This window comes from Streptomyces sp. TRM68416, assembly GCF_014596915.1.
In the GTDB taxonomy this organism is placed as follows: Bacteria; Actinomycetota; Actinomycetes; order Streptomycetales; family Streptomycetaceae; genus Streptomyces.
In genome coordinates, this window is record NZ_JACVWU010000010.1 from 20137 (window position 1) to 35511 (window position 15375).

The window sequence follows — 15375 nt, forward strand, 5'->3', positions numbered from 1 at the left end:
CGCGTCGGGCCGGTCGGTGGCGCGTCGTGTACCACGGCGTGCGAGGATGGGACGCCCGCGCACCCGGGACCGGTGAGAACCTCCTCGTCGGAACAGGCGCGCAGGGCGTGTCGGACGGCCCCAGGCGAAAGGAACCGGAGCGTACGTGAGTGAGAATCAGAACCTCCTCGCGGAGCAGCGGCGCTCCCTGATCCTGGACGAGGTCCGACGCCGCGGCGGGGTCCGGGTCAACGAGCTCACCCGCAAACTCGGCGTGTCGGACATGACCGTCCGCCGCGACCTCGACGCGCTGGCCCGGCAGGGCGTGCTGGAGAAGGTGCACGGCGGCGCGGTCCCGGTGGTCGAGGCCAGCACCCACGAGCCGGGCTTCGAGGCCAAGTCGGGCCTGGAGCTGACGGCCAAGGAGGACATCGCGCGCGCCGCGGCGCAACTGGTGGCCCCGGGGGCGGCCATCGCGCTGTCGGGCGGTACGACGACGTACGCGCTGGCGCATCAGCTCGTCGAGGTGCCCGACCTCACCGTGGTCACCAACTCGGTGCGGGTCGCCGACGTCTTCCATGTCGCGCAGCGCACCTCGGGCCCGCGCCAGGGCGCCGCCACGGTCGTCCTCACCGGCGGGGTGCGCACCCCGTCCGACTCGCTCGTCGGCCCCGTCGCCGACCAGGCCATCGCCGCGCTCCACTTCGACGTGCTGTTCCTCGGGGTGCACGGCATATCGGTCGAGGCCGGGCTGTCCACGCCGAACCTGGCGGAGGCGGAGACCAACCGCCGCCTGGTGCAGTCGGCGCGCCGGGTCGTGGTCGTCGCCGACCACACCAAGTGGGGTGTGGTGGGCCTGAGTTCGTTCGCGGCCCTGGAGCAGGTCGACACGCTGGTGACGGACGGCGGGCTGCCCGCCGAGGCGCGCGCGGAGATCTCGGAGCATCTGCGGCGGGTACTGGTCGCGGGCGAGCCCGAGGACGGTACAGACAGCTGACGCACTGTCAGCTAGGGTGACGCCTCCGGCCACCACCGGCCCTTGAGGGGGTTGCGTCCATGCTCCGCCAACTCCGGCCAGAAGGACCCGACTTCGTCGCGTCCGCCCCGGTACGGCTCGTCTTCGCCCGGGAGATCTCCGCGCCCCCCGAGGCCGTCTTCCACGCCCTCGCCGAGGACACGCCCGGCTGGGCGGAGTGGTTCTCGGCGGTGACACGGGCCGTCCCGGTGGACGACCCCCGTCCCGGACGCGAGATCACCCTGCGCGGCGGCATCCGCTTCCAGGAGCACATCCTCACGGCGAAGGCTCCCGAGGTCTACGCGTACGGCGTCGCCGCCACCAACGCGCCCGGCCTGCGCGCCCTCGTCGAGGAGTGGCACCTCACCCCGGCCGGGACGGGCACGCGGGTGCGGTGGACGTTCGCGGCGGACGGGACGGCAGCCCTGCGGGTCCTTCTGAAGGCCGCCCGGCCGGGCCTCGGACGCGCCTTCCGGGACGCGGTGACCTCGCTGGACCGGCGGCTGGCCGGGTGAGGCGGGGGCGGCGGAAACCCGCCACCCCGGCGGGTCAGGACGGCCAGACGCCCGTCTCCAGCAGGGACTCGATCGCCGTCGTGTAGGGGGCGATGTCCAGATTCTGCTCGGCGAGCCAGGTGTCGGAGTAGTACTTGTCGAGGTAGCGGTCGCCCGGGTCGCACAGCAGAGTCACCACGCTCCCCCGGCGCCCCTCGGCGACCATCTCGGCAACGATCTTCAGGGCGCTCCACAGGCCGGTGCCGGTCGAACCGCCCGCCTTGCGGCCGATGGCCTGCTCCAGCGCCCGTACGGCGGCGACGCTCGCCGCGTCCGGCACCTTCATCATCCGGTCGATCGCCCCGGGCACGAAGCTCGGCTCCATCCGCGGTCTGCCGATGCCCTCGATGCGCGAGCCGCAGTCGCAGGTGACGTCCGGATCGCCGGTGGTCCAGCCCTCGAAGAAACACGAATTCTCCGGATCGGCCACACAAATGCGAGTGTCGTGCTGCATGTAGTGGACGTAGCGGGCGATGGTCGCCGACGTGCCGCCGGTGCCGGCCGTGGCCACGATCCACGCGGGCTCGGGGAACCGCTCCAACTCCAGTTGCCGGAAGATGGATTCGGCGATGTTGTTGTTGCCGCGCCAGTCCGTGGCCCGTTCCGCGTAGGTGAACTGGTCCATGTAGTGGCCGCCGGTCTCCACCGCGAGGCGGGCGGACTCCTCGTACATCGTGCGCGGGTCGTCCACGAAGTGGCACTGCCCGCCGTGGAACTCGATCAGGCGGATCTTCTCGGCGCTCGTCGTGCGCGGCATGACGGCGATGAAGGGCACCCCGATCAGCTTCGCGAAGTACGCCTCGGAGACGGCCGTCGAGCCGCTGGACGCCTCGATCACCGGGCGGCCCGGCCGGATCCAGCCATTGCACAGGCCGTAGAGGAACAACGAACGGGCCAGCCGGTGCTTGAGGCTGCCGGTCGGATGGGTGGACTCGTCCTTCAGATACAGGTCGATCCCCCACTTCTCCGGCAGCGGGAAGCGCAGCAGGTGCGTGTCGGCCGAGCGGTTGGCGTCGGCCTGGACCTTGCGCACGGCTTCTTTCAGCCAGCCGCGGTAGGTGACGTCACTGTGGTCGACATCGAGGGTTGCGCCGGTCCGGGTCTGCCGAGGGGTGCTCACGGCGGGGCTCCTTACGCTTCACGCCGAGGCCGCCTCGCGCGGCCGGCGCCCCGATCATAAACACCTTCCGCACGCTCCTCACCTGCATAAACACGTCTTTGAGCACCTCAAAGACCACCCTGGGGTCACCGCGCCGGGCGGCCGCTGGGGGCGCATTCGCCGAGTGCTCCCTCAGCTGCCGGGGCCGGGCCGTCGCATGCACTGGTGCTGGGCGCCGGGGGCGTGCAGACTGCACCGAACGGGGGCGCACACTGGATCACGACACGAGCCGGACCTCGGGCCACACGGCGCACGGTCCGGGAAACCGACGCGCACAAGGGGGCGGGGCGGCATGGCGGAGCCGGAGTTCACGGCCACGGGCGTGCGGATCGGGAAGCGGCTGCGCTCGCTCACCCGGGCCGGACAGGTCCGGATCAGCGGTGGTCGGCTCGAACTGCTCACCAGCTACGGAAGCGAGATCGACAGTGCGCCCGTGCAAACGGTACGGGCCTCCAAGCCCTGGTTCGCCCCGGACGACCGGGCGCTGGCCGACCTCAACGGCAAGCGGTACCTGCTGACCCTGGGCGACCACGACCCGGCACCGGGCGAACCCGGTCCACCCGCCGCACGCCGGTTCATCGAGGCCGTACGGAAGGCTGCGGGGCGTAGCCGCTGAGCCACCGCGAGTTGCGGGGTTTCACCCCTTGCGTCACGCTGGTAACACGTCACTCTGGGTTTACCGGCGATAACGCTGCGAACCAGCCCGCCGGCCACGACAGCAGGCGGCCGTTGCACTCAGGCACTCTGCTGGTTCGATCCGAACTCCTGTTCTTCCGGACCTCAAGTCGGGGAGTCGCAGCCGTGATCAGTCACCCAAGCAGGCACTGCACGGTGGAGCTTCAAGCCCTGCCGTCGCGGATCGGCCAGGTCCGCAGAATCCTTTCAGCGCAGTTGCGCTACTGGCATCTGGATCCTCTGATAGACCGGGCGGCGCTCGGTGTGACCGAGCTCCTGACCAACGTCCACCAGCACGCACAGCCCGACAAGACGTGCACCGTGGAGATCGAGCTGCTGCTCGACCGGCTCATGGTCTCCGTGCACGACCACGACCCGCGTCTGCCGGTCGTGGAGGACATGGAGGACGTCGCACCGCTCGCCACCTGCGGGCGCGGCCTCGCGATGGTGGCCGCCGTCAGCGAGAGCTGGGGTGTGCGGCCCGACGGCGAGTCGGGCAAGGTCGTGTGGTTCACCCTGCCCACGCCCGCCTCCGCACGGGCCGCGGCGGCCCGGCCGCCGCGCCGCAAGGCCGTCGAGAAGCCCGCGCGCCGGTTCACGGAGGTCGAGCATCGAGTCGATCTGCGCCGCGCTCCGGAACATGCTCCCGCCCGGTCGGCCGTTGCCGGCTGACCGGGCGGTGACAGGTCAGATCTGACGGGCCGGTTGCCCGCGGAGCGCGCGCCCGCCTTCCCGCGGCCACCGGGCCGTGGGCGGCCGTGACCACCGTACGGCCGAGGCGCATGGACGGTCTCGCCGATGACGCAGACGGCCGCGACGGCCGGGGCGCCCAGCCGGTCCCGAGCGAGGCGGCCGTGAGGAAGCCGAGGCGAGGCTGCGGGAGCGCCACCCACCCGCGTCCACCCCTCCGAGTGCGTCTTGCGCGTGCCGCAGCGAGGCGGGCGTGAGGAAGCCGAGGCGAGGCTGCGGGAGCGCCGCTCGGTCGATGGGCGCGCCGACCCGCGTCCACCCCTCCGAGTGCGTCTTGCGCGTGCCGTGCGGTGATGCCGCGAACGACGTCTGCCCCGAACTGCGGCGGGGAACTGGCGGCCAGCCCCCGCCGCACGGTTCAGGGGCGGCCTCTAGCCCCGGCCGGTATGGCGGAGGACGGCGTCGGCGAGGTGGGCGTCCAGGGCAGCGGGCAGGGTGTGCCCCATGCCGTCGATCAGGACCAGGCGGGCGCCGGGAATGGCGGACGCCGTGGCCTCGGCGTGTGCGGGCGGGAACATCGGATCCTCGGTGCCGTGCAGGACCAGGGTCGGTGCGGTGACGGAGGCCAGGTCGGCCGTGGAGTCACCGCCTGCGGCGCCGGCATAGGTGTGGTTGAGCGGCGCCCGCAGGTCGCGGGCCCGTTCGTACACCCGCCGTTCCATCGCGCGGTACTCGTCCTCGTCGAACGGCAGCACCGAGCCGTGCAGGACGCGCCACAGCGGGAGTCTGGTGGCGAGGTACTCCTCAAGACCGGCCCCGGGCTCGGGGAAGGTCGACATGAGGGCGGCGAGCAACTCGGGTGTGGGCGGAGGCAGTTCGCCGGGGAGTGGAGGTTCGCCCGCGAGGGCGCGCTGCACCGCCGCCGCCGTGTCCGTGCCGAGGGGCTGGGACGACAGGCTCGTCAGGGTCAGCACCCGGTGCGGGTGGGTGACGGCCAGCCGCTGGGCGATGACGCCACCGAGGGACGCGCCCACGAGGTGCGCCCGTTCGACGCCGAACGCGTCCAGGACGGCGAGCGCGTCGTCGGCCATGTCGGCGATCGTGTACGGCCGCGTGGCGAAGTCGACGGTGGAGGAGCGGCCGGTGTCGCGGTGGTCGTACCGGATCACCCGCAGCCCCCCGTCGACCAGGCGGCGGACCAGGCCGTCGTTCCACTGGACGCCTTGGGCCTGCGCGCCCATCACCAGCAGCAGCGCCGGGTGTTCCGGATCGCCGAAGTCCTCCGCCCACAGGGTGAGGTCGCCGGCGCGGACGGTGTGCTCGCGGCCGGTCGGGCGGTCGTTCGTCAGTGTATTTTCCTGCATGGTCATTCAGGATAATGGTCAGGGTCCGGAGCCGCACCGGTTTTTCCGCCGGCTCCGTAGGCTGATCTCCATGGCCGGAGTCAAGGGACAGGTGCAGAAGCGGGGCGTGGAGCGGCGCCGCGCCATGGTCGACGCCGCGATCGAGTTGTTCGCGCGGCACGGGGTGCGCGGCACCGGAGTGGCGGCCGTCGCCGAGCGGGCCGGGGTCACTCCCTCCGCCCTCATCCACCACTTCGGCAGCAAGGACGCACTGGTCCGGGCCGTACTGGAGGAGGCCGACCGGCGCGCTCTGGAACGGCTGTCCGCCGCGCCGGACGCCGAGCCCACCCTCGCCCAGGCCTTCGAGTGGTTCGTGCGGGACGCCGAGCACACGGCCGCCGCCGAGCGCGAGCTGGCCGCGCTGCACACCACGCTCACCGCCGAGAACCTGGAGCCCGGCGCCGCGCTCCACTCCTGGTTCCGGGACCGCGGCCGGGCGCTGCGGGCCCATCTGGTCGCCCTGTTCACGCGTGCCGCGGCCGACGGCTCGGCCCGCGCCGATCTGGATCCGGCGGTCCTGGCCGTGGAGACGGCCGCGTTCCTCGAGGGGGCCCATCTGCTGTGGCTGCTGGATCCCGAGCAGGTGGACCTGACCGCCGTGCACCGGAGCTACTTCGCGGGACTGGCCGCGCGGTTGAGGCCCTGACCTCACCGGTCAGCACACCTGCGATCACCGGGATGCCGGCACCGACCACGGACAGGATCCGCACGCTCGCTCAGGCCTACCGGCCGTTCGGCGAGGCCGACGCCACCGGGACCTCGCCGCTGTCCGCGCGCGTCGCCGTTGCCCTGAGCGTGTCCGACGAGGCGCTGCGCGCCATCCAGGCGGCTCCGGCGCGCAGGCGGCACCCCACCGTGATCCTCGCCCCGCTGCACGACCTCGCTCTGGCCGGTCGTGCGCCGCGGCCCATGCCGCCGGGGACGGCGACGCGGTCGCCGAGGCCGCGATCGGCACGCTGCCGCGCATCACCGCCACCGTCGCGGCCGTCGCCGCGCGCCGGCCCCCGCGGACCGACGAGACCGGACGCTGCGCCGTGCTGTATCCGGCCCTTCCCGAAGCGGCACGCCGCGCGGACGCGCCCGCGGTCGGCCTGATCGACGTGGGCTGTTCGGCCGGGCTCAACCTCACCGTCGACCGTGTCGGCATCACGTACAGCGACGGCCGGTCGCCGGCGACCCGTCCTCGCCCGTGCAGTCGTCGGCTTCCCTCGTGGGGGAACGGCCCGTCCCCGCACGGGCGATGCCCGAGGTCGTCACCCGGATGGGCCTCGACGTCGATCCGTTCGACGTGACCGACGCGCACGACGCCCGCCGGCTGCGCACCTGCCCGGGGCTCGACCGGCGGGAGCCGATCGCACGGCTCGACGCGGAACCGGCGTTGGCGGCCACGGCCCCTCCCCTGCTGCCGCGAGGGGATCCCGTCGAGGTCCCGGCACGGCTGCCGGAGCCGTTGGTGAGCCGGACCGTGGCCGTCACCGAGCCGGCGTTCGTCACCGCCCGGGGCCGGGTGGACCCCGGCCTGGACGGGCCGTTCGTGCTGCCTCACCCGGGGGCTGGTCCGGGAGGCCGCGGACCGGTGGTTCCGCGCCCGCGGCCCGGTGCCGGAGGTGGCCTGCGAGCCGGACGGGCACGAGGCGCTGCTGACCCTGGTGGCCCTGGGCTGCGGCACGGGTGTCGTACCCCGGCTCGTGCTGGAGCGCAGTGCCGTCCGTGACCGGCTGTCGGTGCTGCCCGTGGATCCGCCGCCGTAGTCGTTCCCCATCGGGCTGTGCGTACGGCGGGCGGATCTGCGCCGGCCGCTGGTGGCGGCCCTGTGGAGCCTGACGGACGACCAGCGGCCGGGCCGGTCCGCCACCGTCTACCGGGGCGGCGGGCCGTCCGCCGGGAAGTAGCCGCCGGTCGGGCCGTCCGGCCCCGCCCGTGTCATGCGGACGAGGGTCATCGACCGTCCACAGGTGGGGCGGCTGACCCTGGACTGCGACGTCCTCACCGCGCGGGGCGGGGATCTGCGGATCGTGGTCCGCACGGCCGAGCCGGGATGCGCTGATCGGTGTCCTGTGCGGTCGGTCACCTGTCGGCGAGGGCGGACAGCGGGTCGTCCAGCACCGGCTGCCACGCCAGTTCGGCGGCGCCGACGAGGCTGTTGTGGTCCAGGGTGCAGGCGAGGATAGGGACTCCGCCGCTCTGGCCCCACAGGCTGCGGTCCGCGACGACCGCGCGCAGTCGCTCGGGGTCGGCGTCCAGGAGGGTGCGGTGCAGGCCGCCGAGGATGATGCGGTCGGGGTTGAGGATGTTGACCAGGCCCGCCAGGCCCAGGCCGAGGCGGTCGATCAGCGCTTCGACGGCCCGGCGTACGGCCGGCTCGGTGGCGTGGTTGCGGACCAGGTCGTTGGCCTGCTGGAGCAGGGACACCACCGGTCCGGGCTCGCGGCCCGCTGCGGTGAGCAGGGCCAGCGGGTCGGCCTCGACGTCGAGGCAGCCGCGGCTGCCGCAGTGGCAGGGGCGACCCTCGGGGTTGACGGTGAGGTGGCCGACCTCCAGCGCCAGTCCTGAACTGCCCGTGTGCAGGCGGCCGTCCAGCACCAACGCGCCGCCCACGCCCCGGTGCCCGGTGGCCACGCACAGCAGGTCCCGCGCGCCGCGTCCGGCGCCGTGCCGGTGCTCGGCGAGCGCGGCGAGGTTGACGTCGTTGGCGGCGAACGCCGGTCCGGTGATCCCGGCCGCGCGGATCCGCTCGGCGAAGATACGGCGGACGGGCGCGCCCACCGGCCACGGCAGGTGCAGCGGGTTGAGGGCCAGCCCGTCCGGTTCGGCGACCGCCGACGGTACGGCGAGCCCGGCGCCGACGCAGCGCCGCCCGCTGCCGCGCAGCAGTTCGGCCCCGGCTTCCACCACGGAGCCGAGCACCTTGGCGGGGTCGGCGTCGACGGTCTCGCGGCCCGGCGCGGTGGCGACGATCCGCCCGCCGAGGCCGACCAGCGCGGCCCGGAACCCGTCGGAGTGCACCTGGGCGGCGAGGACGACCGGTCCGTCCTCGGCGACCGACAGCCGGTGCGAGGGCCGGCCCTGGGACCCGGCCGCCGCGCCGGGCCGGGCGTCGACCCGGATCAGCCCGAGCGCCTCCAGTTCGGCGGCGACCGCGCCGGCCGTGGCCCGGGTCACGCCGAGTTCGGCGGTGAGCACGGCCCGGGTCGGGGCACGGCCGGTGTGCACGAGCTCCAAAGCGGGCCCGAGCGCACCGCGTCCCCGGTCCAACCGCGTCCTGGAGGTGGTCCCTTCCCCCGCCGGCCGGGGGTCAGCCTTGCCGCTCATGTGGGCGAGTCTCCCATGATCCGCTCGTGGTCCGGTCCGGGGCCCACCCGGCATGATCCGCCGGGCAGGAGCTACAGGCCACTGACCCGGAGCGTGATGTTCAGCCGCCCGGTGAGCCGCAACTCGGGCGGGGCGGTGCCCGGGTGCACGCGGGGCACGCCGTGGTAGGCGAGCCTGGACGCGCCGCCGAACACGAACAGGTCGCCGCTGCGCAGCTCGACGTCGGTGTAGGGGCGGGTGCGGGTCTCGGTGTTGCCGAACCGGAAGACGCAGGTGTCGCCCAGGCTCAGGGACACCACCGGCGCGTCGGCCTGCTCGTCGCTGTCGCGGTGCATGCCCATGCGGGCGTCGCCGTCGTAGAAGTTGATCAGCGCGATGTCGTACGGCTGGGTCGTCGTCCCCAGCGCCTCGCGCACGGCGCTCCGGCCCAGCTCCCCCAGCCAGTGCGGGAACGGCTTCACCGGGGCGCCGTCACCGTCGACGACCGTGCGGGCGTAGCCGTACGGATACCAGTGCCATCCCAGGCACACCTGTCGGGCGGTCATGGTGCCGCCGCCGGGGGTGCGGACCGTGCGCAGGCCTGCGGGCGGGCGGGCCCACTCCCGGCAGGCCTCCACCAGTTCGCGCTGGCGTGTCGCGTCGAGCCAGTCCGGCAGGTGGACGGCGCCCGGTGCGACCTCGGTACGGGCTCTGGGGAACAGCTCTGCGGCCATGGGGCCATGCTGCCCGACCACCGGGGAGCGGGCAGGCCCCCGCGACCTCGCGGGGGAAGCGGGTCTTGCCCCGGCCCCCACGTCGACGCGGCCTGAGCTGCGGCTCCGCTAGCCTTGACGCACGATGAACGACCGTATGACGACCCCCTGGGGCGAGTTCGCGCTGGCCCGTTTCCCCGAGGACCCGCGTGACAGGCTGCGTGCCTGGGACGCCTCCGACGAGTACCTGCTGCGGCATCTCGCGGACGAGGGGACCCCGCTGTCCGGCACGGTCGTGGTCGTCGGTGACCGCTGGGGCGCGCTGGTCACGGCGCTCGCCGCGCACCGGCCGGTGCAGATCACCGACTCGCATCTCGCGCAGGAGGCGACCCGCGCGAACCTGGAGCGGGCGGGCGTCGAGACGGGGGCGGTGCGGCTGCTGACCACGCAGGACCCGCCGCCCGGCCGGATCGACGTACTGCTGGTGCGGATCCCGAAGAGCCTGGCGTTGCTGGAGGACCAGTTGCTGCGGCTGGCGCCCGCCCTGCACGCGGACACCGTCGTCGTCGGCACGGGCATGGTGAAGGAGATCCACACCTCGACGCTGAGGCTGTTCGAGCGAATCGTCGGGCCGACGCGGACCTCCCTGGCCGAGAAGAAGGCGCGGCTGGTCTTCAGCACGCCGGATCCCGCGCTGAAGCCCGGCGACACCCCCTGGCCGTACCGGTATGCGCTGCCCGAGGGCATCGGTGCGGTGTCGGGGCGCACGGTCGTCAATCACGCCGGGGTGTTCTGCGCCGACCGGCTGGACATCGGCACGCGGTTCTTCCTCGCGCACCTGCCGGGCAGCGAGGGCGCCCAGCGGGTGGTGGACCTCGGCTGCGGCAACGGCGTGGTGGGGACGGCCGTGGCGCTGGCCAATCCGCAGGCCGAGGTGCTGTTCGTCGACGAGTCGTTCCAGGCGGTGGCGTCGGCGGAGGCCACGTACCGGGCGAACGGGGTCCCGGGCCATGCCGAGTTCCGGGTCGGCGACGGGCTGGCCGGGGTGCCGGCCGACAGCGTGGACCTCGTACTGAACAATCCGCCGTTCCACTCCCACCAGGCCACCACGGACGCCACCGCGTGGCGGATGTTCACCGGGGCGAAGCGGGCCCTCAAGCCGGGCGGCGAGCTGTGGGTGGTCGGCAACCGGCACCTCGGCTACCACGTGAAGCTGCGGCGGCTGTTCGGCAACAGCCGGGTGGTGGCCGGTGATCCGAAGTTCGTGGTGTTGCGGGCCGTCAAGCGGTAGGCGCGCGACGCCGGGCTCACCGGATCGTCAGGGTGCGGATGAGGTGGGCGACCGTGTGCACCATCGCCTCCCGGCCGACGCTGAGGTACTTGCGGGAGTCGACGGCTTCCGGGTGGGCGGCGAGGAAGGTGCGGATCGCGCCGGTCATGGCAATGTTGAGAGCCGTGCCGACGTTGACCTTGGCGATGCCGCCGGTGACCGCCTTGGTGAGTTCGTCGTCCGGCACGCCGGAGGAACCGTGCAGGACGAGCGGTACGTCCAGGACGGCGGCCAGGCGTTTGAGGCGCTCGTGGTCGAGGGCGGCGGTGCGGGTGGTCATGGCGTGCGTGCTGCCGATGGCGACGGCGAGCGCGTCCACGCCGGAGTCGGCGACGAAGGCGCGGGCCTGGGCGGGGTCGGTGCGGGCGCCCGGGGCGTGGGCGTCGAGGGCGGGCCGGCCGTCCTTGCCGCCGATCTGGCCCAACTCGGCCTCGATCCAGAGCCCTTGGGCGTGGGCCCAGTCGGCGGCGACCCTGGTGGCGGCGAGGTTCTGGGCGTACGGCAGACGGGCGGCGTCGTACATGACGGAGCTGAATCCGGCGCCGGGCGCCTGGCGCAGCAGCTCGTCGCTCTGGACGTGGTCGAGGTGCAACGCCACGGGCACGTCGGCGCGTTCGGCGGCGGCGACGGCGGCGCGGGCGAGCGGCAGGAGGCGGCCGTAGCGGAACTTGACGGCGTTCTCGCTGACTTGGAGGACGACGGGGGTGTGCACGGACTCGGCGCCCGCGACGACGGCCTCGATGTGTTCGAGCGTGATGATGTTGAAGGCGGCTACGGCGGAGTGCTGTGCGGCGGCGCGGGTGACGAGTTCGCCGGTGGTGACGAGGGGCACGGCGGGTCCTTCCGTGGGCGTCAGTCGGCGAGGACGACCGAGCGGGTGAGGTGGCGCGGCCGGTCCGGGTCGAGGCCCCGCGAGCGGGCGACGGCGACGGCCAGGCGCTGGGCACGGATCAGGCCGGCGAGCGGGTCGAGGGTGTCCGCCACCCAGGTGGCGCCGGTGGCGCGGACCTGCTCGGCCAGGCCTTCGGGGGCCTCGCCGAGCATCCAGGTGGCCGTGTCGTGGGTGGTGATGCTGATGGGGCCGTGCCGGTACTCCATCGCCGGGTAGGACTCGGTCCACGCCTGGGCGGCCTCGCGCATCTTCAGCGCGGCCTCGTGGGCGATCCCCACCGTCCAGCCGCGGCCGAGGAAGGTGAACTGGGCGCGTTCGGCGAGGCCTTCGGGCAGCGGGGTGCGCAGGGCGGTGCGCGCGTCGGCGACGACGGCGTCGGTGTGCAGGCCCAGGTGGGCGCGGAGCAGGGTGAGCGCGGTGGTGGCGAACCGGGTCTGCACCACGGAGCGTTCGTCGGCGTAGTCGAGGACGACGACGTCGTCGGCGGCGGCCGTCACGGGGGTGGCCGGGTCGGCGGTGACGGCGGCGGTGCGAGTGCGCCCCTTCAACTCCCCGAGCAGCGTGAGCACTTCGGTGGTCGTGCCGGAGCGGGTGAGGGCGAGGACCCGGTCGTAGGCGCGGCCGTGCGGGAACTCCGAGGCGGCGAAGGCGTCGGTCTCGCCCTGGCCCGCGGCCTCGCGCAGCGCCGCGGCGGACTGCGCCATGAACCAGGAGGTGCCGCAGCCGACGATCGCGACCCGCTCCCCCGGTGCCGGCAGCGCCCCGCGGTGCGCGGGCGCCTGCGCGGCTGCCCGTGCCCAGCACTCCGGCTGCGCGGCCAGTTCCTCTTCGACGTGGGTCATGGCTACCCCTCCCCAACTTTTGCTTGTTCCTGCAACATACTGCGAGGTTTCAAGCAGAATCAAGCAATCAGTGGGTGCGCTAAGGTCGCCGGAAGATCGAGGAACGGAGGCTGCGGATGTCGCGCGACGCCCGCTGGAAGACGCTGCTGGAACTGCTCGTCGAGCGCGGCCGGCTGGACGTCGAGGAGGCGGCGGCCGAGCTGTCGGTCTCGGCCGCGACGATCCGGCGTGACTTCGACCAGCTCGCCGAGCAGCAGATGCTGGTGCGCACCCGGGGCGGCGCGGTCGTGCACGGGGTCTCCTACGAGCTGCCGCTGCGCTACAAGACGGCCCGGCACGCCTCGGAGAAGGAACGCATCGCCAAGGCGGTGGCCGCGCTGGTCGCACCCGGTGAGGCGGTGGGGCTGACCGGCGGCACGACGACGACCGAGGTGGCCCGCGCGCTGGCCGTGCGCGGCGAGCTGGCGTCCGGCTCGCCCGCGCTGACCGTCGTCACCAACGCGCTGAACATCGCCAACGAGCTTGCCGTACGCCCCCAGTTCAAGATCGTGGTGACCGGCGGGGTCGCCCGCCCGCAGTCGTACGAACTCATCGGACCGCTCGCGGACGGCGTGCTCGGGCAGATCACGCTCGACGTGGCGGTGCTCGGCGTCGTCGCCTTCGACGTCACGCACGGCGCGGCGGCCAACGACGAGGCGGAGGCGGCGATCAACCGGCTGCTGTGCGAGCGGGCCGGGCGCGTGGTGGTCGCCGCGGACTCCAGCAAGCTGGGCCGCCGGGCGTTCGCCCGGATCTGCGCCGCCGAGGCGGTGGACACGCTCGTGACCGACACGGCCGCCGCACCGGAGACGGTCCGGCGCTTCGAGGAGACGGGCATCGAGGTCGTCACGGTCTGAGGCCGTTCCCGGCCCGGGGGCGCCCGTTCCCGCCTACGCTGGGACTCCAGGCGCATGTCGGGGGCCACGGGAGGCTGCGATGAGCACAGCACCGAGCGACCAGGAGTTTCCGGGGGAAACGCGGTACCTGCCGATCGCCGAGCACGGACTGATCGGCGATCTGCGCAGCGTGGCCCTGGTGGGCACGGACGGAACGATCGACTGGTACTGCTGCCCGTCCTTCGACGCCCCGAGCGTCTTCGCCGCGATCCTGGACGCGGAGCGCGGCGGCTGCTTCGAGCTGGCGGCCGCCGTCCCGGCCCGCACCAAGCAGTTCTACTTCCCCGACACCAACGTCCTGATCACCCGGTTCTTCACCGAGGACGGCGTCGGTGAGGTACAGGACTTCATGCCCGTCGACGGTGCCTCGGTCGAGACCGAACGCCACCGGCTGATCCGGCGCGTGCTGTGCGTGCGCGGCTCCATCCCCTTCCGCACCCGGGTCGCCCCGCGCTTCGAGTACGGCACCCAGCGGCACAGCGTCCGGATGGACGGCGACGTCGCCGTGTTCGAGTCCGCCAAGCTGTCGCTCGGGCTGACCGCGACCGTGCCGCTGGAGGCCGACGGCCCCGACGTACGGGCGGAGTTCAAGCTCGCCGAGGGCGAGTCCGCGGTGTTCGCGCTCGACCAGGTCGGCGGCGAGGTGTCGCCCCGCCGCTGCCCGAGGGCGGAGGCGGAGGAGCAGTTCAACTCGACGGTGGCGTACTGGCGGCACTGGCTGTCCGCGTCCAAGTACCGTGGCCGGTGGCGGGAGATGGTGCACCGCTCGGCGCTCACGCTGAAGCTGCTGACGTACGCGCCCAGCGGGGCCATCGTCGCCGCGCCGACGACCAGCCTGCCCGAGGAACTGGGCGGGGAACGCAACTGGGACTACCGGTACGTGTGGGTGCGCGACGCCGCGTTCTGCGTGTACGCGCTGCTGCGGCTGGGCTTCACCGGCGAGGCCGAGGCGTTCATGAAGTTCGTCACCCGGCACATCAGTCCCGGCGACGGCAAGCCCTCGGGACCGCTGCAGATCATGTACGGCATCGACGGCCGCACCGATCTGACCGAGCGCGAACTCGACCACCTGGAGGGTCACCACGGCTCCGCGCCGGTACGGATCGGCAACGCCGCCGCCGAGCAGCTCCAACTCGACATCTACGGCGCCCTGATCGACTCGATCTACCTCTACGACAAGTGGGCGCAGCCCATCTCCAGCGACCAGTGGGACGACGTGTGCGCGCTGGTCGACTGGGTCTGCGAGCACTGGGACCAGCCGGACGAGGGCATCTGGGAGACCCGGGGCGGGCGCAAGAACTTCCTGTACTCGCGCCTGATGTGCTGGGTGGCGATCGAGCGGGCCATCCGGATGGCCAACCGGCGCGGCCTGCCCGCCGACATCGTCCGCTGGCGCAACTGCCGGGACACCATCTACCGGCGGATCATGGACAAGGGCTGGTCCGAGACCCGTCAGGCGTTCGTCCAGCACGAGGACGACGACGTGCTCGACGCGGCCGTGCTGATGATGCCGCTGACGAAGTTCATCGCCCCCACCGACCCCAAGTGGCTCTCCACCCTGGACGCCCTGACCGCCGACCTGGTCTCCGACTCGCTGGTCTACCGCTACGACCCGCAGGCCAGCCCCGACGGGCTGCACGGCGACGAGGGCACGTTCTCGATCTGCTCGTTCTGGTACGTCGAGGCCCTGGTGCACGCCGGACGCGTGGACGAAGCCCGGCTGGCCTTCGAGAAGATGCTCACCTACGCCAACCATCTCGGCCTGTATGCCGAGGAGATCAGCCACACCGGTGAGCAACAGGGCAACTTCCCGCAGGCGTTCACCCATCTCGCCCTGATCAGCGCCGCGTTCAACCTGGACCGGGCGCTGGGATGACGAGGCGGGCCGGCGGGCTCG

At 73.1% G+C, this 15375-nt stretch carries 15 protein-coding genes and 2 pseudogenes; 11 read left to right on the top strand and 6 right to left on the bottom strand.

Annotation, left to right across the window (positions count from 1 at the left end):
- Positions 1 to 145 precede the first annotated feature (145 nt).
- Together ICC28_RS17510 and ICC28_RS17515 are read left to right on the top strand one after the other, a co-directional pair.
- Positions 146 to 976 carry a DeoR/GlpR family DNA-binding transcription regulator gene (locus tag ICC28_RS17510; RefSeq protein WP_188289524.1) on the top strand — a complete coding sequence of 277 codons (831 nt, stop codon included), beginning with the start codon at positions 146 to 148 and terminating at the stop codon, positions 974 to 976.
- Between the two features lie 59 nt (positions 977 to 1035).
- On the top strand, positions 1036 to 1509 hold the full coding sequence (locus ICC28_RS17515) for an SRPBCC family protein (RefSeq protein WP_188289525.1): 474 nt from the start codon (positions 1036 to 1038) through the stop codon (positions 1507 to 1509).
- A gap of 34 nt (positions 1510 to 1543) precedes the next feature.
- Here ICC28_RS17515 and ICC28_RS17520 read toward each other — a convergent pair whose 3' ends face one another.
- A complete protein-coding gene (locus ICC28_RS17520) occupies positions 1544 to 2668 on the bottom strand; it encodes a PLP-dependent cysteine synthase family protein (RefSeq protein ID WP_188289526.1) in 1125 nt (374 codons plus the stop codon).
- A gap of 331 nt (positions 2669 to 2999) precedes the next feature.
- Here ICC28_RS17520 and ICC28_RS17525 point away from each other — a divergent pair, with 331 nt between their 5' ends.
- Both ICC28_RS17525 and ICC28_RS17530 read left to right on the top strand, forming a co-directional pair.
- Positions 3000 to 3323, top strand: a complete 324-nt coding sequence (locus ICC28_RS17525; RefSeq protein ID WP_188289527.1) for a hypothetical protein — start codon at positions 3000 to 3002, stop codon at positions 3321 to 3323.
- 185 nt (positions 3324 to 3508) lie between these two features.
- Entirely contained in the window at positions 3509 to 4054 is a 546-nt protein-coding gene (locus ICC28_RS17530; RefSeq protein WP_188289528.1) for an ATP-binding protein, read from the top strand.
- 449 nt (positions 4055 to 4503) lie between these two features.
- Here ICC28_RS17530 and ICC28_RS17535 read toward each other — a convergent pair whose 3' ends face one another.
- A complete protein-coding gene (locus ICC28_RS17535; RefSeq protein WP_188289529.1) occupies positions 4504 to 5436 on the bottom strand; it encodes an alpha/beta fold hydrolase in 933 nt (310 codons plus the stop codon).
- 70 nt (positions 5437 to 5506) lie between these two features.
- Here ICC28_RS17535 and ICC28_RS17540 point away from each other — a divergent pair, with 70 nt between their 5' ends.
- From ICC28_RS17540 to ICC28_RS41530, 4 genes and pseudogenes are all read left to right on the top strand, one after another.
- Complete coding sequence (locus tag ICC28_RS17540; RefSeq protein WP_188289530.1) at positions 5507 to 6121, top strand: TetR/AcrR family transcriptional regulator; 615 nt, start codon at positions 5507 to 5509, stop codon at positions 6119 to 6121.
- Between the two features lie 32 nt (positions 6122 to 6153).
- Positions 6154 to 6366, top strand: a pseudogene (locus ICC28_RS41520) (DUF2332 family protein); the annotation flags it as partial.
- 74 nt (positions 6367 to 6440) lie between these two features.
- Positions 6441 to 6856: pseudogene (locus ICC28_RS41525) on the top strand (DUF2332 family protein); the annotation flags it as partial.
- Positions 6857 to 7082: 226 nt separating this feature from the next.
- Positions 7083 to 7226: a hypothetical protein gene (locus ICC28_RS41530; RefSeq protein ID WP_188289745.1), complete on the top strand. Its 144-nt coding sequence runs from the start codon at positions 7083 to 7085 to the stop codon at positions 7224 to 7226.
- A gap of 316 nt (positions 7227 to 7542) precedes the next feature.
- Here the strand turns inward: ICC28_RS41530 and ICC28_RS17555 are convergent, their stop codons facing one another.
- Positions 7543 to 8787, bottom strand: a complete 1245-nt coding sequence (locus ICC28_RS17555; RefSeq protein WP_188289531.1) for an ROK family protein — start codon at positions 8785 to 8787, stop codon at positions 7543 to 7545.
- Between the two features lie 71 nt (positions 8788 to 8858).
- On the bottom strand, positions 8859 to 9500 hold the full coding sequence (locus ICC28_RS17560) for an alpha-ketoglutarate-dependent dioxygenase AlkB family protein (protein WP_188289532.1): 642 nt from the start codon (positions 9498 to 9500) through the stop codon (positions 8859 to 8861).
- Positions 9501 to 9636: 136 nt separating this feature from the next.
- On the opposite strand from ICC28_RS17560, the gene ICC28_RS17565 reads away from it, so the two are divergent.
- A complete protein-coding gene (locus ICC28_RS17565; protein ID WP_188289726.1) occupies positions 9637 to 10770 on the top strand; it encodes a methyltransferase in 1134 nt (377 codons plus the stop codon).
- Positions 10771 to 10786: 16 nt separating this feature from the next.
- Here the strand turns inward: ICC28_RS17565 and ICC28_RS17570 are convergent, their stop codons facing one another.
- Both ICC28_RS17570 and ICC28_RS17575 read right to left on the bottom strand, forming a co-directional pair.
- A complete protein-coding gene (locus ICC28_RS17570) occupies positions 10787 to 11641 on the bottom strand; it encodes a class II fructose-bisphosphate aldolase (RefSeq protein ID WP_188289533.1) in 855 nt (284 codons plus the stop codon).
- A 20-nt stretch (positions 11642 to 11661) separates the two neighbouring features.
- Positions 11662 to 12543, bottom strand: coding sequence for an SIS domain-containing protein (locus ICC28_RS17575; protein ID WP_188289534.1), 882 nt, complete (start codon positions 12541 to 12543; stop codon positions 11662 to 11664).
- Positions 12544 to 12659: 116 nt separating this feature from the next.
- On the opposite strand from ICC28_RS17575, the gene ICC28_RS17580 reads away from it, so the two are divergent.
- Together ICC28_RS17580 and ICC28_RS17585 are read left to right on the top strand one after the other, a co-directional pair.
- Complete coding sequence (locus ICC28_RS17580; protein WP_188289535.1) at positions 12660 to 13439, top strand: DeoR/GlpR family DNA-binding transcription regulator; 780 nt, start codon at positions 12660 to 12662, stop codon at positions 13437 to 13439.
- Positions 13440 to 13518: 79 nt separating this feature from the next.
- On the top strand, positions 13519 to 15354 hold the full coding sequence (locus tag ICC28_RS17585; protein WP_188289536.1) for a glycoside hydrolase family 15 protein: 1836 nt from the start codon (positions 13519 to 13521) through the stop codon (positions 15352 to 15354).
- Positions 15355 to 15375 lie beyond the last annotated feature (21 nt).